We start from the raw sequence: 19,391 nt of genomic DNA, 5'->3' as shown, positions 1-19,391 counted from the left end.
TTATCGCCGTTATCCGCCGCCGGCGATGCGGGCCGAAGAATCGCTCCGGCGGGTCTGTTCAGGCTGGCACTGGGGCCCGGTTAGGCGAATTATTCAGGGGATATATACCGGGAAATGTTCGTAAAGCCTGTAAAATCCTGCCCTTAACGATTCAGCTAATTTTTAATGTTGCTTTTTTGTAAACAGATTAACACCTCCCCTAAATCCTGCTATGCTGCCGACGCGGTATCGGGCATTTACCCTACAAACTGCTGTCTCACAGGAGCGTGAAGAGAATCGCCTACCGCATTTTACAATGAGAGCGAGGAGAACCGTCGTGCTAGAAGAATACCGTAAGCACGTAGCTGAGCGTGCAGCCGTTGGGATTGTTGCCAAACCCTTAGATGCAACCCAAATGGCCGCGCTGGTAGAACTGCTGAAAAACCCGCCAGCGGGTGAAGAAGAATTCCTGTTAGACCTGTTAATTAACCGCGTACCGCCGGGCGTCGACGAAGCCGCCTACGTTAAAGCCGGATTCCTTGCCGCCATCACCAAAGGTGAAGCGACCTCCCCACTGGTTACCCCTGAAAAAGCCGTTGAACTGCTGGGCACCATGCAGGGTGGTTACAACATTCATCCGCTGATTGACGCGCTGGACGATGCCAAACTGGCTCCGATTGCCGCGAAAGCGCTGTCCCATACGCTGCTGATGTTTGATAACTTCTACGATGTAGAAGAGAAAGCGAAAGCAGGTAACGAATACGCTAAGCAGGTGATGCAGTCCTGGGCTGACGCCGAGTGGTTCCTGAGCCGCCCGCCGCTGGCGGAAAAAATCACCGTGACCGTTTTCAAAGTTACCGGTGAAACGAACACCGATGACCTTTCCCCGGCGCCGGACGCGTGGTCCCGCCCGGATATCCCTCTGCACGCGCTGGCGATGCTGAAAAACGCCCGTGAAGGCATCGATCCGGATCAGCCGGGTTCGGTTGGCCCGATCAAGCAAATTGAAGCGCTGCAGAAAAAAGGCTTCCCGCTGGCCTACGTTGGCGACGTTGTCGGTACCGGCTCTTCGCGTAAATCCGCCACTAACTCGGTGCTGTGGTTTATGGGCGACGATATCCCGAACGTGCCGAACAAGCGCGGCGGCGGTCTGTGCCTTGGCGGCAAAATTGCACCAATCTTTTTTAACACTATGGAAGATGCGGGCGCGCTACCGATTGAAGTTGACGTCAACGACCTGAATATGGGCGACGTTATCGACGTTTACCCGTTCAAAGGCGAAGTGCGTAACCACGAAACCGATGCGCTGCTGGCGACCTTCGAGCTGAAAACCGACGTACTGATCGATGAAGTCCGCGCCGGTGGCCGTATTCCGCTGATTATCGGTCGTGGCCTGACGACTCGCGCGCGCGACGCCCTGGGTCTGCCGCACAGCACGGCCTTCCGTCAGGCGAAAGACGTTGCCGAAAGCACCAGCGGCTACTCGCTGGCGCAAAAAATGGTTGGCCGCGCCTGTGGCGTAACCGGTATTCGTCCTGGCGCCTACTGTGAGCCGAAGATGACCTCCGTTGGCTCCCAGGATACCACCGGTCCGATGACTCGTGACGAGCTGAAAGACCTGGCGTGCCTGGGCTTCTCTACGGACCTGGTGATGCAGTCCTTCTGCCATACCGCGGCCTATCCGAAGCCGGTCGACGTGACCACGCACCATACTCTGCCTGACTTCATTATGAACCGCGGCGGCGTCTCTCTGCGTCCGGGCGATGGCGTTATCCACTCGTGGCTGAACCGTATGCTGCTGCCGGACACCGTCGGTACCGGCGGGGACTCCCATACTCGTTTCCCGATCGGTATCTCCTTCCCGGCGGGCTCTGGTCTGGTCGCGTTTGCGGCTGCCACCGGCGTCATGCCGCTGGATATGCCGGAATCCGTGCTGGTGCGCTTCAAAGGGAAGATGCAGCCGGGGATCACCCTGCGCGATCTGGTTCACGCCATCCCGCTGTACGCCATCAAGCAGGGCCTGCTGACCGTTGAGAAGAAAGGGAAGAAAAACATCTTCTCCGGACGCATTCTGGAAATCGAAGGCCTGCCGGATCTGAAAGTTGAGCAGGCGTTTGAGCTCACCGACGCCTCCGCCGAGCGTTCTGCAGCCGGCTGTACCATCAAGCTGAACCAGGCGCCGATCGTTGAGTATCTGAACTCCAACATCGTGCTGCTGAAGTGGATGATTGCCGAAGGTTATGGCGATCGCCGCACCCTGGAGCGTCGCGTTCAGGGGATGGAAAAATGGCTGGCGGATCCGCAGCTGCTCGAAGCCGATGCGGATGCGGAATATGCCGCGGTTATCGACATCGATCTGGCGGATATCAAAGAGCCGATCCTCTGCGCACCGAACGATCCGGACGACGCTCGTCTGCTGTCCGACGTTCAGGGTGAGAAGATCGACGAAGTCTTTATCGGCTCCTGTATGACCAACATCGGCCACTTCCGTGCCGCAGGTAAGCTGCTGGATAACCATAAAGGCCAGCTGCCGACCCGCCTGTGGGTGGCTCCGCCAACCCGTATGGATGCGGCTCAGCTGACCGAAGAAGGCTACTACAGCGTCTTTGGTAAGAGCGGCGCGCGTATCGAAATCCCGGGCTGCTCCCTGTGCATGGGCAACCAGGCGCGCGTAGCCGACGGTGCGACGGTGGTTTCCACCTCAACCCGTAACTTCCCGAACCGTCTGGGGACCGGCGCGAACGTCTACCTGGCTTCCGCTGAGCTGGCGGCCGTGGCTTCACTGCTCGGCAAGCTGCCGACGCCGGAGGAGTACCAGACCTTCGTCGCTCAGGTCGATCAGACGGCAGCGGATACCTACCGCTACCTGAACTTCAACCAGCTGGATCAGTACACTGAGAAAGCGGATGGGGTTATTTTCCAGACTGCGGTATAAGGTCACGCGTCAGCTCGCCTGACGAACTGGCTGTAAAGTCTCCAGTGCCCGGTGAACATTGCGTCACCGGGCATTTTTATTTCCAATCCTTCATCCCCTACGCTTTTTTTCTTCCCCGGTGCTGCGATAATTACGCTATGGGTACAGTGCAGCGTGACGCATTGCCCTTGCAGAGGAAGAGACTATGGATTACGAATTTCTGCGCGATATTACCGGAGCGGTAAAGGTGCGGATGGCGATGGGCCACGAAGTGGTGGGGCACTGGTTTAATGAAGAGGTGAAGGATAATCTCGCCCTGCTGGACGAAGTGGAACAGGCCGCGCGTACCGTAAAAGGCAGCGAGCGCTCATGGCAGCGTGCCGGGCATGAGTACACGTTATGGTTAGACGGCGAGGAGGTCATGATTCGCGCTAACCAGCTGGAGATTTCCGGCGATGAAATTGAAGAAGGGATGAGCTACTACGACGAAGAGAGCTTCTCCCTCTGCGGCGTCGAAGACTTTCTGCAGGTCGTTGCCGCCTACCGCGAGTTTGTGCAACAGCGCTGAACCCGGCGGAGCCTCCGTGCTCCGCCAACGCTCTACACCGCCGGAATATTGCGCGCGTAGTAAATCTCGCGCATTTCCTTCCACAGCAGATCGGTAATGACCCTGCGCTCCTCTTCGCTTAAATCTTCCGGCCTGGTATGGAACATGTAGTGCTTCAGGTCGAACTCTTTCAGCAGCATCTTGCTGTGGAAGATATTCTCCTGGTACACGTTGACGTCCACCATGTCATACAGCGACTTGATGTCGTCGGACATGAAGTTCTGTATTGAGTTAATTTCATGATCGATAAAGTGCTTCATCCCGTTGATATCACGCGTAAAGCCGCGAACGCGGTAGTCAATGGTGACGATATCGGATTCCAGCTGGTGGATAAGGTAGTTCAGCGCCTTCAGCGGCGAAATGACGCCGCAGGTTGATACTTCAATATCAGCGCGGAAGGTACAGAGCCCGCCCTCGGGATGGCTTTCCGGGTAGGTATGGACGCAGATATGGCTTTTATCGAGATGGGCGACCACGGTTTCCGGCAGCGGGCCAGGATGCTCGCTTTGATCGATAAGCTGCGGGTCAATCGGTTCTTCACTGACCAGAATAGTGACGCTGGCGCCCTGCGGCTCATAATCCTGGCGCGCGATATTCAGAATATTGGCGCCGATTATCGAGCACGTCTCGGACAAAATCTCGGTCAGGCGGTTGGCATTGTAGAGTTCATCGATATAGGCGATATAGCCGTCGCGCTCTGCCGCCGTTTTGGCGTAGCAGATATCGTAAATGCAAAAACTCAGGCTCTTGGTCAGGTTGTTAAAGCCGTGCAGCTTCAATTTTTTCAATTTAGTTCACCCCCTTATTTAAGATCGCTGACGGACAGCGCATCCAGCAGATATTGCGGTAGGGCGAATGCCGCCGTATGAATTGCCGGGTTGTAATAGCGGCACTTGAGGTTTGCTTTGTGGAAGCGCGCCTGGATAATTTCGCTGGAAAGATGGCGCAGCGCGTCATTGTCCGTCGCCCAGGCGAAGGTCATGATGCCGCCGTAATAGGTGGGCACCGCTGCCTGATAGAAGCTGACGTCGCTGAAGTAGTGGCCCAGCTTGCGGTGGCTGTCGACGGCTTCATCCTGCTGCAGAAAGCTCACGCCGTTCTGGGCGACAAAGATCCCGCCGGGGTTCAGGCAGCGCTTACAGCCGGCATAGAACGCCGAGGTGAACAGGCTCTCGCCGGGACCGATGGGGTCGGTGCAGTCGGAGATGATGACGTCAAACGTTTGCGTCGTCTGGTTAACAAAATTGACGCCGTCGTCGATAACCAGCGTAAAGCGCGGATCGTCGTAGGCGCCGGCGCTGTGGTTTGGCAGGTACTGACGGCAGAAAGAGACCACGCCCGCGTCAATCTCAACCATCGTGATCGTTTCGATATGCGGATGACGGGAGACTTCGCGCAGCATGGCGCCGTCGCCGCCGCCGATGATCAGCACGTGCTTCGCCTGGCCGTGGGCCAGCAGCGGAACGTGGGTCATCATTTCATGATAGATAAACTCATCGCGCTCGGTGGTTTGCACCACGCCGTCCAGCGCCATCACGCGGCCAAAGGCGGCGTTGTCAAAAATGATCAAATCCTGATGATCGGTCTTCTCGTGATACAGCACGTTATCAACGGTAAAATACTGACCAAAATGGTCGTGCAGTGTTTCATGCCACAGTTTGCTATCGGCCACGGATTGATTCCTCCTTTGTTAACATCTGTTACACCCGTAAAAAACGAGCGCAACATCATAGCCAACTATAGATGAGGATGCACGGCGGATATTTCAGCAATGCGCGCGCGGGCGAATACGCCTGAAAATGAAGGCGATAAGCTGACCGATATTTTATGGCGGCGACGTTATTTAACGTAAGCCAGCAGGCTTAACGAATCGCGCGCCAGCGCTTTACATTTTTTGGTGGTCGAAATCTTGATGCCGCTGAGATCGCGGTAGCTGTCTTCGCCGAGCGCTTTCATATTAAAGCTGTCGTAGTTGCTCAGATCCCATTGATTCTGTTGAGCAAAAAAGACCAGCGCGCGACGGATCTGGGTATTAGGCAGGTTCTGGTAACCGCAGTCGTTTTTCAGAAAAACAAATACCGCTGTTAAATCAGCCATATCTTCCGCTTCCGACTCGCTTAACGCGTAGCTATTGGCGGATAGTGCAAGCAGGCTGCCGAGCACTAGTGTTCTGCAAAGCGTCTTCATTTTGTTTACCATTGAATCACGGACGAACAAAGTTAGCATACTTCTTTACATGACGCCGAGCTTTATTCTTACTCTTCTGCTTGACCTTCCCGTTGCTGGAGGGTTTAAGCTCAAAAGTTCACCAGCAGAATAAAAGGATGTGAAATGCAACGTCGTGAATTTATCAAATTAACCGCCGCGCTTAGCGCATTCAGCGCGCTTCCGCTCTGGAGCCGCTCGGCATTTGCCGCCGCTCGCCCGGCATTGCCGATACCTGAACTGCTTGCTGCCGACGCGCGAAATCGCATCACGTTAACCATTCAGGCAGGGAAAACCCAGTTTGGTCCCCATAGCGCCACCACCTGGGGCTATAACGGTAATCTGCTGGGCCCTGCGCTGCGCCTCAAAAAAGGGGAGGCGGTCACCGTGGATATTCATAACCGCCTGGCCGAAGAGACCACCGTGCACTGGCACGGCCTGGAGGTTCCAGGCGAAGTTGACGGCGGGCCGCACGGGATCATTGCGCCAGGAGCTTCCCGCAGCGTGAGCTTCACGCCGGCGCAGCGGGCCGCCACCTGCTGGTTCCACCCGCATCAGCACGGTAAAACCGGGCGCCAGGTGGCGATGGGGCTGGCGGGGCTGGTGCTGATTTCCGATGAGGAGAGCGAGCGCCTGCTGCTGCCCAAGCAGTGGGGGATCGATGACGTGCCGGTGATCGTGCAGGATAAGCGCTTCACCGCCGCCGGTGAAATTGACTATCAGCTCGATATCATGAGCGCGGCCGTCGGCTGGTTTGGCGATACGCTGCTGACCAACGGGGCGCTCTATCCCGAGCACGCCGCCCCGCGCGGCTGGCTACGCCTGCGCCTGCTTAACGGCTGCAACGCCCGCTCGCTCAATTTCTCAACCAGCGACGGTCGACCGATGTACGTGGTAGCCAGCGACGGCGGGCTGCTTGCCGAGCCGGTCAAGGTGAGCGAGCTGCCGGCATTGATGGGAGAACGTTTTGAAGTGCTGGTGGATACCCGCGACGGCAAAGCCTTCGATCTGATCACGCTGCCGGTCAGCCAGATGGGCATGGCGATTGCCCCGTTCGACAAGCCGCAGCCGGTGCTGCACGTCCAGCCGTTGACGATTCAGGCATCCGGCCAGCTGCCGGATACCCTGGCGGCGATGCCCGGGCTGCCGCCGCTGGCTGGCCTGACCCAGCGCACGCTGCAGCTGTCGATGGATCCGATGCTGGATATGATGGGCATGCAGGCGCTGATGAAAAAGTACGGCGACGGCGCGATGTCAGGCATGCACCACGGCGGCATGATGGATAGCGGCAGCATGGGAAATATGAACCACGGCGAGATGGGCAAGATGAACCACGCGGGTATGGGGCAGATGAACCACGGCGACGGCGCGTTCGATTTCCACAACGCCAACCGTATCAACGGCAAAGCTTTCGATATGGACGTGCCGATGTTCGCTGCGGCGAAGGGAGAGTATGAGCGCTGGGTCATCTCCGGCAAAGGCGACATGATGCTGCACCCGTTCCACATCCACGGTACCCAGTTCCGCATTCTGTCGGAAAACGGCCGCCCGCCCGCCGCGCATCGGACGGGGTGGAAAGATACCGTGCGGGTCGACGGCGGCGTCAGCGAAGTGCTGGTCAAGTTTGACCACGAGGCGCCGAAGGAGTTTGCCTATATGGCGCACTGCCATCTGCTGGAGCATGAGGATACCGGCATGATGCTCGGCTTTACGGTCTAGCGCGGCCCCTGTTGTGCAAAAGAAAAGGCCCGGTTCTCACCGGGCCTTTTGCTCTTCAACTGCAGCGGTTATTTCGCTTCGTCCGGCAGGGCGTAAGCGACAATGTAGTCGCCCATCTTCGTCCCGAACGAACCGTGGCCGCCGGCGGAGATGACAACATACTGCTTGCCATCGACCTCGTAGGTCATCGGCGTTGCCTGGCCACCCGCCGGCAGGCGGGCCTGCCACAGCTTCTCGCCGTTGCTCATATTGTACGCGCGCAGGTAGTTATCTGCGGTAGCGCCAATAAACAGCACGTTACCCGCCGTGGAGATTGGGCCACCCAGCATCGGCATGCCGAGCGTAAACGGCACCTGGACCGGCATCGGGAACGGCAGGCTGTCCTGCGGCGTCCCGATACGTTTTTTCCACACCACTTCGTTGGTCTTCAGATCCAGCGCGGAGATATAGCCCCAGGCCGGCTGTTTGCACGGCAGGCCAAACGGCGACAGGAAGGCGTTGAGAGTTACGCCATACGGCACGCCGTACTGCGGCTGCACGCCGGACTCGGTGCCGGAGCCTTTCGCATCTTTTGGCGGCTCCATCGGGTTGCCCGGGCCGCGTGGGATCAGCTTAGAGACGAACGGCAGCGCCATCGGGTTGGCGATCGCCACCTGACGGTTCGGATCGACGGAGATACCGCCCCATTCGAACATGCCGAGGTTACCCGGGAATACCAGCGTGCCTTGCTCAGACGGCGGGGTGAAGATGCCTTCATAGCGCAGCTGGTGGAAGATAACGCGGCACACCAGCTGGTCGAACATGGTGGCGCCCCACATATCCGCACCGGTCAAATCTTTCTTCGGACGGAAGCTCAGGTCGGAGAACGGCTGCGTTTTGGCAACGTAATCGCCTTTCGCCGCGCCCTGCGGAACCGGTCTTTCCGGTGCCGGGACGACCAGCTCGCCGTTACGACGGTCCAGAACGAAGATGTTACCGGTTTTGGCCGGCGCGTAGATAACCGGTACGGTTTTACCGTTGACGTCAATATCTGCGAGGGTTGGCTGCGACGGCATATCCATATCCCACAGATCGTGATGAACGGTCTGATAGTTCCATACCAGTTTACCGGTGGTCGCGTTCAGCGCGACGATAGAGCTGGCGTAACGCTCCTGCTCCGGCGTACGGTTGCCGCCCCAGATATCCGGCGTGGTGACGCCCATCGGCAGATAGACTAAATCCAGCTTCGCGTCATAGGCCGCTGGAGCCCACGAGTTAGGGGAGTTAAGCGTAAAGTGGTGCTGGTCGTCGGGGATCGCGTTCGGGTCTTTGGCACCCGGATCGAACACCCACTGCAGCTTGCCGGTATTGACGTCGAAACCGCGAATCACGCCCGACGGCTCGCGGGTAGAGAAGTTATCGGTCACCGCGCCGGCGATGATAATGGTGGTGTCGGTAACGATCGGCGGTGATGTCGGTTCGTACATCCCCGGGGTGGTCACCGGCATGTTGGTCTGCAGGTTGAGAATGCCTTTGTTGGCAAAGGATTCACACAGCTGGCCGTTGTCGGCGTTAATGGCGAACAGGCGACCGTCGTTGACCGGCAGGATGATGCGGCGCGGGCAGTTGGCGACGACGTCAGCCGGCGCGCTGTCGGCCTTCGCTTCGTGGTAAGAGACGCCGCGACAGGTCACGTGCTGGAAGGACGGGTCCGCGTTCAGCTGCGGATCGAAGTGCCATTTCTCTTTCCCGGTTGCCGCGTCCAGGGCGAACAAACGCTGGTGGGCAGTACACAGGTAGAGCATGTTGCCGACCTTAATCGGCGTCACTTCGTTAGTGATTTCACCCGGATCGTTCGGCTGCTTCAGGTCGCCGGTGCGGAACACCCAGGCTTCCTTGAGGTTCTTCACGTTATCGGCGTTGATTTGCTTCAGCGGCGAATAGCGTTGGCCCTCCTGGTTACGACCGTATGCCGGCCAGTCGCCGTCGGCAACGGCGGAGATCGGGGCCGCAGGCGTCGCGTCGGCGCTCAGGGTGCCGTTCACTTCCTGCGGATCGTTAAATCCGGCCCAGGTCAGGATCCCGCCGCTGATCAGCAGGGCGATAACCAGCCCGGCAACCGCGCCGGCGGAAGGGACGGGCAGGCGACGCCAGACGAAGGGCAAAATCAGCCAGATGCCGAAGAACACCAGGATATCGCTACGCGGGGTGAGCGCCCAGAAGTCAAAGCCGACCTCCCAGACTCCCCAAATCATCGTGGCGAGAAGCAGCGCGGCGTACAGCCAGAGCGCTGAACGCTTACCGCGCAGCAGCATAACGGTAACGGCGAGCATCACCAGGCCGGCAATCGGGTAGTACCAGGAGCCGCCGATAGCCGCCAGCCATACCCCGCCAACGAGAAGATAGAGACCGCAAAACGCTGCAAAGAGTGCAGTCAGCGTCACGAGTCGCCGTGATTGTTGAGATTTTGTTTCTGCCATAGAAAGATACTCGTTTTGTTTGTTAATTTTTTAGATGCAATTAATTATAGGATTTAACAAGTGTGATCGGAATCACAAAATAGCTTTTATTATTCCCTGCACCGCAGATTTCTTTTTACTGGTATACTGGTGAGCTTGCCGGTCAACGTCGATGTGAGAGCAGCGGCTTTGATGATTTATCTTAAGAATCAAATGGTTAGTTTTATGAAACATACTGTAGAAGTGATGATCCCGGAAGCCGAGATCAAAGCACGTATCGCCGAACTGGGTCGTCAAATCAACGAATGCTACAAAGACAGCGGCAGCGAAATGGTGCTGGTGGGGCTGCTGCGCGGCTCATTTATGTTTATGGCCGACCTGTGCCGCGAAGTTCAGGTGCCGCATGAAGTCGATTTTATGACCGCTTCCAGCTACGGCAGCGGCATGTCCACGACCCGCGACGTTAAAATCCTCAAGGATCTGGACGAAGACATTCGCGGTAAAGATGTCCTGATCGTGGAAGACATCATCGACTCCGGCAACACGCTCTCTAAAGTGCGTGAGATCCTCAGCCTGCGCGAGCCGAAATCGCTGGCCATCTGTACGCTGCTGGATAAGCCGAGCCGTCGCGAAGTAAGCGTACCGGTTGAGTTTGTCGGCTTTGCTATCCCGGACGAGTTCGTTGTCGGTTACGGTATTGATTACGCCCAGCGCTATCGCCATCTGCCGTACGTAGGCAAAGTGGTGCTGCTGGACGAGTAGGACGTAGGTGAGCCGTTGTGCGGTGCCCGGCTAAGCAGCATGCCGCCGGGTTTATCCGGCGCGGCGCGGGCAGCCTGTCCGGATGTGAAAAGCGCGTCAGCTACTTGTGGTTGACGTGCTTAATTTTGAGGTTGGAAATGCCGTGACGGTAGCGCTGTTCGAGCGTTTCGCGACTGACGGCGGTCACGTCGAGATCGCGCAGCAGGCCATCGTGAATGCCGTAGGCCCAGCCGTGGATCGTCACCTTCTGCCCGCGTTTCCACGCCGAGCGCATAATCGTTGAGTGACCCAGGTTATAGACCTGCTCCATCACGTTCAGCTCGCACAGCGTATCAAGGCGGCGCTCTTCGGGCATCTCGCCCAGCAGCGAACTGTGTTTAAACCAAATATCGCGAATATGCAGCAGCCAGTTGTCGATCAGGCCCAGCTCGGTGTTTTCAATCGCCGCCTGCACGCCGCCGCAGCCGTAGTGGCCGCAGATGATAATATGCTCGACCTCCAGCACATCAACGGCGTACTGCACCACGGAAAGACAGTTCAGGTCGGTATGAATCACCAGGTTGGCAACGTTGCGGTGCACAAACAGTTCGCCAGGCTCCAGGCCCGTTAACCGTTCAGCGGGTACGCGGCTATCAGAACATCCAATCCACAGAAAGCGCGGTTTTTGCGCATGAGACAAGGTTGCAAAAAAACCGGGGTCTTCTTCCACCAGCATTTTTGACCATAGTGCATTGTTGCTGATGAGTGTATCTATATCATTCATGGACGTTCACGGCCTATAACCAGGTAAGTGCGTTGCGCTAATATAGGTTAACCTCACATTTTTTAAAACAACCCATCGCGTGTCACGACACGAGAAGAGACATTTAATGACCATTGCTCTGGAACTAAAACAGCTTACAAAAACCTACCCCGGCGGGGTTCAGGCGCTGCGGGGGATCGACCTGCAGGTTGAGGCAGGCGATTTTTATGCGCTGCTGGGCCCTAACGGCGCGGGTAAATCCACCACGATTGGCATTATCAGCTCGCTGGTTAATAAAACCTCAGGCCAGGTCAACGTCTTTGGCTACGACCTGCAGAAGGACGTGGTTAACGCCAAGCGCCAGCTCGGCCTGGTGCCGCAGGAGTTTAACTTTAACCCCTTCGAAACCGTGCAGCAGATCGTCGTCAACCAGGCGGGCTACTACGGTGTTGAGCGTAAAGAAGCGGTTATACGCAGCGAAAAATACCTGAAACAGCTCGATTTATGGGAAAAGCGCGGCGAGCGCGCGCGGATGCTATCCGGCGGCATGAAGCGCCGTCTGATGATCGCCCGCGCCCTGATGCACGAGCCAAAATTACTGATCCTCGATGAACCAACCGCGGGGGTAGATATCGAACTTCGCCGCTCGATGTGGGGCTTCCTCAAGGATTTGAACGATAAAGGCACCACCATTATCCTCACCACCCACTACCTGGAAGAGGCGGAGATGCTGTGCCGCAATATCGGCATTATTCAGCGCGGTGAGCTGGTGGAGAACACCTCCATGAAGGCGCTGCTGGCGAAGCTAAAATCGGAAACCTTTATTCTCGATCTGGCGCCGAAAAGCCCGCTGCCGGTGCTTGAAGGCTATCAGTATCGGCTGGTGGATACCTCAACTCTGGAAGTTGAGGTGCTGCGCGAGCAGGGGATCAACAGCGTATTTTCTCAGCTGAGCGCGCAGGGCGTTCAGGTTTTAAGCATGCGTAACAAAGCCAACCGCCTGGAAGAGCTGTTTGTCACGCTGGTACATGACAGGAAAGGAGAATCAGCATGATGCAGCTGTACTGGGTCGCGCTGAAAAGCATCTGGGCCAAAGAGATCCACCGTTTTATGCGTATCTGGATCCAGACGCTGGTGCCGCCGGTGATCACCATGACGCTCTATTTCGTCATTTTTGGCAACCTGATCGGCTCGCGCATCGGCGAAATGCACGGTTTTACCTATATGCAGTTTATCGTGCCGGGCCTGATTATGATGGCGGTGATCACCAACGCCTACGCCAACGTGGCCTCCTCTTTCTTCAGCGCGAAATTCCAGCGCAATATTGAGGAGCTGCTGGTGGCGCCGGTGCCAACGCACGTGGTTATCATCGGCTACGTTGGCGGCGGCGTGGCGCGCGGGCTGTTTGTCGGGATCCTCGTCACCGCGATCTCGCTGTTCTTCGTCCCGTTCCAGGTTCACTCCTGGCTGTTCGTTGGGCTGACGCTGCTCCTGACGGCCATCCTCTTCTCGCTGGCGGGCCTGCTGAATGCGGTATTTGCCAAAACCTTTGACGATATCAGCCTGATCCCGACCTTCGTGCTGACGCCGCTGACCTACCTCGGCGGGGTATTCTACTCTCTGACCCTGCTGCCGCCGTTCTGGCAGGCGCTGTCGCACCTGAACCCGATCGTCTACATGATCAGCGGCTTCCGCTACGGCTTCCTCGGCATCAACGATGTTCCGCTGATTACCACCTTTGGCGTTCTGGTGGTCTTTATCGTCGCGTTCTACCTGCTGTGCTGGTCTCTGATCCAGCGCGGGCGCGGTCTGCGCAGCTAGCGGACCGTTATTGGCGCTGCGCTGAGCGATTAGGCGAAGCGCCATCGACTAATCTTGACTGCCATCACCGACATCGCTCATTCCCCTTGTTAAATTAGCCTCCTGCTAAGGAGGTAGGCGATGTTAGGTTGGGTAATTACTTGCCATGACGATAAGGCGCAGGAGCTGCTGGACCGTCTGGAAAAAAAGTATGGAGCGCTGGCGCAGTGTCGGGCGGTGAACTACTGGCGCAATCTCAGCAGCAATATGCTGAGCCGGATGATGTGCGAGGCGCTGCACGCGGTCGACAGCGGCGATGGCGCGATCTTTCTGACCGATGAAACCGGCGCGGCGCCGTATCGGGTCGCGGCGCTCATGAGCCATAAGCACACCCACTGCGAAGTGATCTCCGGAATCGACTATCCATTGTTAGAGAGAATGTATCTGCTGCGCGAGAGCCTGAGCAGCGAAGCGTTTCGCGAGGCGATAGTCAGCGCCGGAGGCCCGACGGTCAGCAGCCTCTGGCACCAGCAGCAAAAAAATCCGCCTTTCCGCCTGCTGCATGAAGCGTTCGGGAATTAGGCGTTGGTATTGATGCCGCTTTTGTTACAATGGCGGCAGTTTTTTCTAGCGGTTAGACGTCGATGTTTGCCCGAATCTTTGCTCTGCTCCTTCTGCTGACGTCGCTCAGCGCCTCTGCCAGCCTGTTAAGCCAACAGGGCGTGCCTGCTCGCTATATGCAAACCACTGAAGACGCGGTTATCTGGGCGCAGATAGGCAATGAGGTGGTCAGCGTCGGCAATATCCGCGCCGGGCAAATTATTGCCGTCGTGCCGACCGCCGCCGACTATTATGAGTTCAGCTTCGGCTTTGGTACCGGTTTTATCGATAAAGGCCACCTGCAGCCGGTGCAGGGCAAGCAGCGGGTGGAGGACAGCCTCGGCGATTTGCATAAGCCGCTGAGCAATCAAAACCTGCTCACCTGGAAAGATACCCCGGTCTACGACGCTCCCTCCAGCGGCAGCGCGCCGTTCGGCACGCTGGCGGATAATTTACGCTATCCGATAATCAGCAAGCTGAAAGACCGGCTGAACCAGACCTGGTTTCAAATTCGCATCGGCAATCGCCTGGCGTGGGTCAGTAGCCTCGATGCCCAACAGGATAACGGCATTCCGATCCTGACCTATCACCATATCCTGCGTGATGAAGAGAACACCCGCTTTCGCCATACCTCGACCACCACCTCCGTTCGCGCCTTCAGCAACCAGATGACCTGGCTGCGCGACCAGGGCTACACCACCCTGAACATGTATCAGCTGGAAGGCTACGTGCGCAATAAGATCAACCTGCCGGCGCGCTCGGTGGCGATCACCTTTGATGACGGCCTGAAGTCGGTCAACCGCTATGCCTGGCCTATCCTCAGGCAGTATGGCTTTCACGCCACGGCGTTTATTATCTCTTCACGCATTAAGCACCATCCGCAGAAATGGGCGCCTAAGTCGCTACAGTTTATGAGTATTTCTGAGCTGAAGCAGATTCAGGACGTCTTTGACGTGCAGTCGCATACCCACTTTCTGCATCGGGTTGACGGCGGGCATCGTCCGATTCTGCTGAGCCGCAGCTACCACAACATCCTGTTTGATTTTGAGCACTCGCGCCGCGCCTTGACGCAGTTTAATCCGCACGTGCTCTATCTCTCCTATCCGTTTGGCGGCTATAACGCCACGGCGGTGAAGGCCGCGAACGACGCCGGTTTTCATATGGCGGTGACCACGGTGAGAGGGAAGGTGATGCCGGGGGATAATCCGTTCTTATTGAAGCGCCTCTATATTCTGCGCACCGATTCGCTGGAGACGATGTCGCGGCTGATCAGCAACCAGCCGCAGGGATAGCTCGACGCCCGTTCTGAGCTGGGCGTCGCAGGGCTATCAGGCAACCTGAACCGGAATGGCTTTGGCCTGGCGCTTCATCTCGTTGTCGCCCTCAAAGTAGGCGACCTTTGGCCGCCAGCTGCGGGCTTCTTCATCGCTCATGGTGACGAAGCTGGCGATGATCAGAATATCGCCGACGCTGGCGCAGTGCGCCGCCGCGCCGTTAACGGAAATGATTCTGGAACCGCGCTCGGCGGCAATGGCGTAGGTGGAGAAGCGGTTACCGTTGGTCACGTTCCAGAGATGGATCGCCTCATTTTCGAGGATCCCGGACGCATCAAGGAAATCCTGGTCAATGGCGCAGGAGCCTTCATAGTGCAGATCGGCCTGGGTGACTTTTACGCGGTGGAGTTTGCCCTGCAGCATATTACGAATCATAGTGTCTACCTTTATTCCCGTCATACTTCAAGCGGCATACAGGCTGGCTGCACTCGAACTATTGCGGGTATCTACCTGACGAAAACGAAGCGGATGTCGCATCCGCTTGAGCAAATGCCGGGCAGTATTGCCCGGTTTTTAACCTTTGTCTACAGGCCGAGCTCGACGATTTTGTTGTCGATAAGACGCGCCTGGCCGAGCCATGCTGCCATCAGGATCACCGCCCGCTGGCTGGTCTCCGTGAACTCCAGCAGCGTATCGGCATCGCGGATCTGAATATCGTCAGAGCGGAAGCCCTTTTCGTCCAGCTCCTGCCCGGCAAGGGTAATCATTTCATCCAGATTACGATCGCCGGCCGCCAGCTTTTCCGCCACGCTATTCAGCACTTTATACAAGCCTGGGGCGATTTTACGCTGGTCGGCGGTCAGGTAGCCGTTGCGCGAGCTGAGCGCCAGGCCATCTTTGGCGCGGATAATCGGTACGCCGATAATCTCGATATCGTAGCCCATGTCGGCAACCATCTTGCGGATCAGCGCCAGCTGCTGGAAGTCCTTCTCGCCAAAGCAGGCGACGTCCGGCTGCACCAGGTTGAACAGCTTGCTGACGATGGTGGAGACGCCGCGGAAGTGGCCCGGACGGCTGGCTCCTTCAAGCATGGTCGACAGGCCGGGAACGTCGACGTAGGTCTGGCCTTCGGTACCGTGCGGATAGATCTCCGCCGGAGCCGGTGCGAATACGAAGTCCACTTTGCGTTTGTTCAGCTTCTCGCAATCGTCCTGCAGCGTGCGCGGGTAGCGCGTCAAATCGTCAGGGCGGTCGAACTGCATCGGGTTAACGAAAATGCTGACCACCACGACGTCAGCGCTGGCTTTCGCCTCATCAACCAGCTTCATATGGCCGTCATGCAGGTTGCCCATGGTGGGAACCAGCGCAATGCGCTTGCCTTCCTGACGTAAACGGCGGATATGCTGACGCAGCAGCGGCAGGGATTCAATAATCAGCACAACAAGACTCCTTAATGGAAACTGTGTTCTTCGCCCGGATAGACGCCGGACTCCACTTCGGCAATATACTGCCGTACCGCCGCGCGCATGTCGCCTGCTGCGGTGAGGAAATTTTTAGCGAATTTAGGAATATGGCCGCCGGTGATGCCGAAGGCGTCGTGCATCACGAGGATTTGCCCGTCGGTGACGTTGCCGGCGCCAATGCCGATCACCGGGATGGTCAGCGCCTCGGTCACGCGCTGGGCCAGCGCCACCGGCACGCACTCCAGCACCAGCAGCTGCGCGCCTGCGGCTTCAAGCGCCAGCGCGTCGTCAAGCAGCGTTTGCGCCGCGTCGCCGCGTCCCTGGACCTTATAGCCGCCAAAAACGTTAACCGACTGCGGCGTCAGGCCAAGATGGCCGCAAACCGGCACCGCCCGTTCTGCCAGCATTTTTACGGTCTCGGCCAGCCACGCGCCGCCTTCAATCTTGACCATGTTCGCGCCCGCGCGCATCACCACGGCGGCGCTGGCGAAGGTCTGTTCCGGCGTGGCGTAGGCCATAAACGGCAGGTCGGCGAGCAGCAGGCAGGACGGAGCGCCGCGGCGTACCGCCTGAGTGTGATAGGCAATGTCTTCAACCGTCACCGGCAGCGTGGAGTCGTGGCCCTGTACCGTCATGCCCAGCGAGTCGCCAACCAGCATCACGTTAATGCCCTCATCGGCAAACAGCTTTGCGAAGCTATAGTCGTAGGCGGTGATGGTGGCGAAGCGCTTCTTCTCCTGTTTGCATTTCTGCAGCAGGGCGATAGTGGTCGGTTTCATAACGTTTCCTGATGATGAAAGTCATATTAACCGGCATTCTAACAGCAGCACTGGAGGGGGCAACGGTTTTAGGCAACCGATAACGACGATCGCCGGAATTGCTAAAAGCAGCGGGGACTACCAGAGAGCGGGTTTGTCGGCAGCGAGCTGGGTCAGTACGCTGCGTAACGCGACGCCGTCAGGAAAATGGAGTTCGGGGGCAATCTCAAACAGCGGCCACAGCATAAAGCCGCGGTTTTTCATATCGTAATGCGGCACCGTCAGGCGCTCGCTGTCGATGACCTGCTCGCCAAACAGCATGATATCGAGATCGAGCGTGCGCGGACCCCAGCGTTCGGCCTTGCGTTCGCGGCCCTGCTGCAGCTCGATGCGCTGGGTATTATCCAGCAGCGCTTCTGCGGCAAGCCCGGTCTCCAGCGCGACGGCGGCGTTAAGGTAGTCAGGCTGATCCTGCGGCCCCAGCGGCGGCGTGCGGTAGAAAGAGGAGACGGCGACGATCCGGCTATTGGGGATCTCCGCCAGCGCGGCAACGGCAGCATTAACCTGCTCCAGAGGAGCGGCCAGATTGCTGCCGAGGGCGATAAAGGCGAGCGTCATGCGCCGCCCGGGCGCGGGGCGCGTTTGCGTGGACGACGATGACGGCGGCGCGGCGCCGGCTCTTCATCGAGCTCGTTAAGCATATCTTTTTGATCCGGCGGCGGAGCAACCTGGAACTCGCCCCACCATTTGGTCAGGCGCAGCAGCTCACCATTTTTTTCAGCACCGGCGCGCAGCTCAAGCAGATCGTACGCGGCGCGGAATTTCGGATGCTCCATCAGCTTCCACGCGCGTTTGCCCTGGCGGCGGGACATCCGCAGCTGCAGCTGCCAGATATCGCGAACCAGCGTAGTGATGCGCTTTGGAATCGCCAGCGTACGGCAGGCTTCGTCCAGCACGTCGTTCATCGCCAGCAGGAAGGCGTCGTTGTACGCCAGACCGCTCTCCTGGGTAATTTTCTGCGCCATTTCCAGCAGCGGATACCAGAACATCACCGCAAACAGGAACGCCGGGTTAACGCGCATATCGTTATGGATGCGGTTATCGGTGTTCTTCAGTACCTGGGTGATGATGTGCTCCATCGGGCTATCGCCGCGCTCGGTAAAGTAGCGGGTGATGGTCGGGAACAGCGGCTGGAACAGATTGTATTCGCGCAGCAGCATATAGGTATCAAAACCGTAGCCCGCCTGCAGCAGCTTGAGCACTTCTTCAAACAGACGCGCCGGAGGCACGTCGTGAAGCAGCGCCGCCAGGCGTGGGATCGGCTCGGCGCTTTCCGCGCTGATGCTCATATTGAGCTTGGCGGCAAAGCGCACCGCGCGCAGCATGCGTACCGGATCTTCGCGGTAGCGGGTTTCCGGATCGCCAATCAGGCGGATAACGCCATCCTGCATATCCTTCATGCCGCCAACGTAATCGCGGACGGTAAAGTCGGCCACGCTGTAGTAAAGGCTGTTAATGGTGAAGTCGCGGCGCTGGGCATCTTCTTCGATGGAGCCGAAGATGTTGTCGCGCAGCAGCATACCGTTCTGGCCGAGCTGCGAGGTGACGCGATCGGTGGTATGCCCTTCGTGGTGACCGCGGAAGGTGGCGACTTCGATAATCTCCGGCCCGAACATGACGTGAGCCAGGCGGAAACGGCGGCCGACCAGGCGGCAGTTGCGGAACAGTTTACGTACCTGATCCGGGGTCGCGCTGGTGGTGACGTCGAAATCTTTCGGCTTCTTGCCAAGCAGGAGGTCGCGTACGCCACCGCCGACGAGATAGGCTTCGTAGCCCGCCTTGTTCAGTCGATAGAGCACCTTGAGGGCATTATCACTGATATCTTTGCGGGAAATTGCATGCTGTTCGCGCGGGATAACCGTCATATGCGTTTGTTCGACGGCGGCTTCTGCCTCGCGCTCCTCACGGCTTAGCACCTTACGGCAAAAATTAGCGACTCGGGTAAAAATGTTGCACCTCGTAGTGTCAGACTGACTTCAGGACCAAAAAGCTACTCTATGGACTTCAGATTGCAGCGCGGCGACAGGCTTGTGGGCTCCCGGCGACATAGAAAGCTATGTAACCTGGGCG

General features: G+C 57.8%; 18 protein-coding genes. 8 read left to right on the top strand and 10 right to left on the bottom strand.

What is annotated here, in order from left to right; genetic code table 11:
- Positions 1-316: 316 nt before the first annotated feature.
- A complete protein-coding gene (gene acnB / locus HCK03_RS22075) occupies positions 317-2,914 on the top strand; it encodes a bifunctional aconitate hydratase 2/2-methylisocitrate dehydratase (protein ID WP_115193555.1) in 2,598 nt (865 codons plus the stop codon).
- 184 nt (positions 2,915-3,098) lie between these two features.
- A complete protein-coding gene (gene yacL, locus HCK03_RS22070) occupies positions 3,099-3,461 on the top strand; it encodes a protein YacL (RefSeq protein WP_041144078.1) in 363 nt (120 codons plus the stop codon).
- Positions 3,462-3,493: 32 nt separating this feature from the next.
- Here the strand turns inward: yacL and speD are convergent, their stop codons facing one another.
- From speD to HCK03_RS22055, 3 genes are all read right to left on the bottom strand, one after another.
- Positions 3,494-4,288 carry an adenosylmethionine decarboxylase gene (gene speD, locus HCK03_RS22065; RefSeq protein WP_041144079.1) on the bottom strand — a complete coding sequence of 265 codons (795 nt, stop codon included), beginning with the start codon at positions 4,286-4,288 and terminating at the stop codon, positions 3,494-3,496.
- 14 nt (positions 4,289-4,302) lie between these two features.
- Positions 4,303-5,172, bottom strand: a complete 870-nt coding sequence (gene speE / locus HCK03_RS22060; protein WP_041144080.1) for a polyamine aminopropyltransferase — start codon at positions 5,170-5,172, stop codon at positions 4,303-4,305.
- A gap of 167 nt (positions 5,173-5,339) precedes the next feature.
- Positions 5,340-5,687: a YacC family pilotin-like protein gene (locus tag HCK03_RS22055; RefSeq protein WP_071845001.1), complete on the bottom strand. Its 348-nt coding sequence runs from the start codon at positions 5,685-5,687 to the stop codon at positions 5,340-5,342.
- Positions 5,688-5,831: 144 nt separating this feature from the next.
- Between HCK03_RS22055 and cueO the strand changes: the two genes are divergently transcribed.
- Positions 5,832-7,424, top strand: coding sequence for a multicopper oxidase CueO (gene cueO / locus HCK03_RS22050; RefSeq protein ID WP_167692190.1), 1,593 nt, complete (start codon positions 5,832-5,834; stop codon positions 7,422-7,424).
- Positions 7,425-7,492: 68 nt separating this feature from the next.
- Here the strand turns inward: cueO and HCK03_RS22045 are convergent, their stop codons facing one another.
- Entirely contained in the window at positions 7,493-9,883 is a 2,391-nt protein-coding gene (locus tag HCK03_RS22045) for a glucose/quinate/shikimate family membrane-bound PQQ-dependent dehydrogenase (RefSeq protein ID WP_041144083.1), read from the bottom strand.
- 204 nt (positions 9,884-10,087) lie between these two features.
- Between HCK03_RS22045 and hpt the strand changes: the two genes are divergently transcribed.
- Positions 10,088-10,624, top strand: a complete 537-nt coding sequence (gene hpt, locus HCK03_RS22040; RefSeq protein WP_041147520.1) for a hypoxanthine phosphoribosyltransferase — start codon at positions 10,088-10,090, stop codon at positions 10,622-10,624.
- 100 nt (positions 10,625-10,724) lie between these two features.
- Here the strand turns inward: hpt and can are convergent, their stop codons facing one another.
- The gene (can, locus tag HCK03_RS22035; RefSeq protein WP_041144084.1) at positions 10,725-11,387 is read right to left on the bottom strand and encodes a carbonate dehydratase; all 663 of its coding nucleotides are present in this window, start codon (positions 11,385-11,387) and stop codon (positions 10,725-10,727) included.
- A gap of 106 nt (positions 11,388-11,493) precedes the next feature.
- Between can and HCK03_RS22030 the strand changes: the two genes are divergently transcribed.
- The 4 genes from HCK03_RS22030 (at position 11,494) to HCK03_RS22015 (ending at position 15,058) form a co-directional block, all read left to right on the top strand.
- Positions 11,494-12,420 carry an ABC transporter ATP-binding protein gene (locus HCK03_RS22030; protein ID WP_041144085.1) on the top strand — a complete coding sequence of 309 codons (927 nt, stop codon included), beginning with the start codon at positions 11,494-11,496 and terminating at the stop codon, positions 12,418-12,420.
- Positions 12,417-13,187 (top strand): ABC transporter permease, encoded by a 771-nt coding sequence (locus tag HCK03_RS22025; protein WP_041144086.1) that lies wholly within the window; start codon positions 12,417-12,419, stop codon positions 13,185-13,187. The genes HCK03_RS22030 and HCK03_RS22025 overlap by 4 nt, the downstream gene beginning before the upstream one ends.
- 120 nt (positions 13,188-13,307) lie before the next feature.
- Entirely contained in the window at positions 13,308-13,748 is a 441-nt protein-coding gene (locus HCK03_RS22020) for a PTS sugar transporter subunit IIA (RefSeq protein WP_123552743.1), read from the top strand.
- 62 nt (positions 13,749-13,810) lie between these two features.
- A complete protein-coding gene (locus tag HCK03_RS22015; RefSeq protein WP_115193553.1) occupies positions 13,811-15,058 on the top strand; it encodes a polysaccharide deacetylase family protein in 1,248 nt (415 codons plus the stop codon).
- Between the two features lie 36 nt (positions 15,059-15,094).
- On the opposite strand, the gene panD is transcribed toward HCK03_RS22015, so the two are convergent.
- From panD to pcnB, 5 genes are all read right to left on the bottom strand, one after another.
- Positions 15,095-15,475, bottom strand: coding sequence for an aspartate 1-decarboxylase (gene panD / locus HCK03_RS22010; protein WP_041144088.1), 381 nt, complete (start codon positions 15,473-15,475; stop codon positions 15,095-15,097).
- 149 nt (positions 15,476-15,624) lie between these two features.
- Positions 15,625-16,479, bottom strand: a complete 855-nt coding sequence (panC, locus tag HCK03_RS22005; protein WP_167692189.1) for a pantoate--beta-alanine ligase — start codon at positions 16,477-16,479, stop codon at positions 15,625-15,627.
- An 11-nt stretch (positions 16,480-16,490) separates the two neighbouring features.
- On the bottom strand, positions 16,491-17,282 hold the full coding sequence (gene panB / locus HCK03_RS22000) for a 3-methyl-2-oxobutanoate hydroxymethyltransferase (RefSeq protein ID WP_041144090.1): 792 nt from the start codon (positions 17,280-17,282) through the stop codon (positions 16,491-16,493).
- Between the two features lie 117 nt (positions 17,283-17,399).
- Positions 17,400-17,879 carry a 2-amino-4-hydroxy-6-hydroxymethyldihydropteridine diphosphokinase gene (folK, locus tag HCK03_RS21995; RefSeq protein WP_115193550.1) on the bottom strand — a complete coding sequence of 160 codons (480 nt, stop codon included), beginning with the start codon at positions 17,877-17,879 and terminating at the stop codon, positions 17,400-17,402.
- The gene (gene pcnB, locus HCK03_RS21990) at positions 17,876-19,270 is read right to left on the bottom strand and encodes a polynucleotide adenylyltransferase PcnB (protein ID WP_071844888.1); all 1,395 of its coding nucleotides are present in this window, start codon (positions 19,268-19,270) and stop codon (positions 17,876-17,878) included. Before pcnB ends, folK begins: the two co-directional genes overlap by 4 nt.
- Positions 19,271-19,391 lie beyond the last annotated feature (121 nt).

Origin of the sequence: Klebsiella terrigena, assembly GCF_012029655.1 — a bacterium.
GTDB lineage: Bacteria > Pseudomonadota > Gammaproteobacteria > Enterobacterales > Enterobacteriaceae > Klebsiella > Klebsiella terrigena.
The sequence above is the reverse complement of the archived record's forward strand: the minus strand, read 5'-3'. Positions and strand labels throughout refer to the sequence as shown.

What these genes read in the sequence shown, in the direction of transcription:
- HCK03_RS22015 (WP_115193553.1), top strand. Translation starts at nt 13,811, where the DNA reads ATGTTTGCCCGAATCTTTGCTCTGCTCCTTCTGCTGACGTCGCTCAGC.
- HCK03_RS22030 (WP_041144085.1), top strand. Translation starts at nt 11,494, where the DNA reads ATGACCATTGCTCTGGAACTAAAACAGCTTACAAAAACCTACCCCGGC.
- folK (WP_115193550.1), bottom strand. Translation starts at nt 17,879, where the DNA reads ATGACGCTCGCCTTTATCGCCCTCGGCAGCAATCTGGCCGCTCCTCTG.
- hpt (WP_041147520.1), top strand. Translation starts at nt 10,088, where the DNA reads ATGAAACATACTGTAGAAGTGATGATCCCGGAAGCCGAGATCAAAGCA.
- HCK03_RS22025 (WP_041144086.1), top strand. Translation starts at nt 12,417, where the DNA reads ATGATGCAGCTGTACTGGGTCGCGCTGAAAAGCATCTGGGCCAAAGAG.
- yacL (WP_041144078.1), top strand. Translation starts at nt 3,099, where the DNA reads ATGGATTACGAATTTCTGCGCGATATTACCGGAGCGGTAAAGGTGCGG.
- HCK03_RS22020 (WP_123552743.1), top strand. Translation starts at nt 13,308, where the DNA reads ATGTTAGGTTGGGTAATTACTTGCCATGACGATAAGGCGCAGGAGCTG.
- HCK03_RS22055 (WP_071845001.1), bottom strand. Translation starts at nt 5,687, where the DNA reads ATGAAGACGCTTTGCAGAACACTAGTGCTCGGCAGCCTGCTTGCACTA.
- HCK03_RS22045 (WP_041144083.1), bottom strand. Translation starts at nt 9,883, where the DNA reads ATGGCAGAAACAAAATCTCAACAATCACGGCGACTCGTGACGCTGACT.
- cueO (WP_167692190.1), top strand. Translation starts at nt 5,832, where the DNA reads ATGCAACGTCGTGAATTTATCAAATTAACCGCCGCGCTTAGCGCATTC.
- can (WP_041144084.1), bottom strand. Translation starts at nt 11,387, where the DNA reads ATGAATGATATAGATACACTCATCAGCAACAATGCACTATGGTCAAAA.
- panB (WP_041144090.1), bottom strand. Translation starts at nt 17,282, where the DNA reads ATGAAACCGACCACTATCGCCCTGCTGCAGAAATGCAAACAGGAGAAG.
- panD (WP_041144088.1), bottom strand. Translation starts at nt 15,475, where the DNA reads ATGATTCGTAATATGCTGCAGGGCAAACTCCACCGCGTAAAAGTCACC.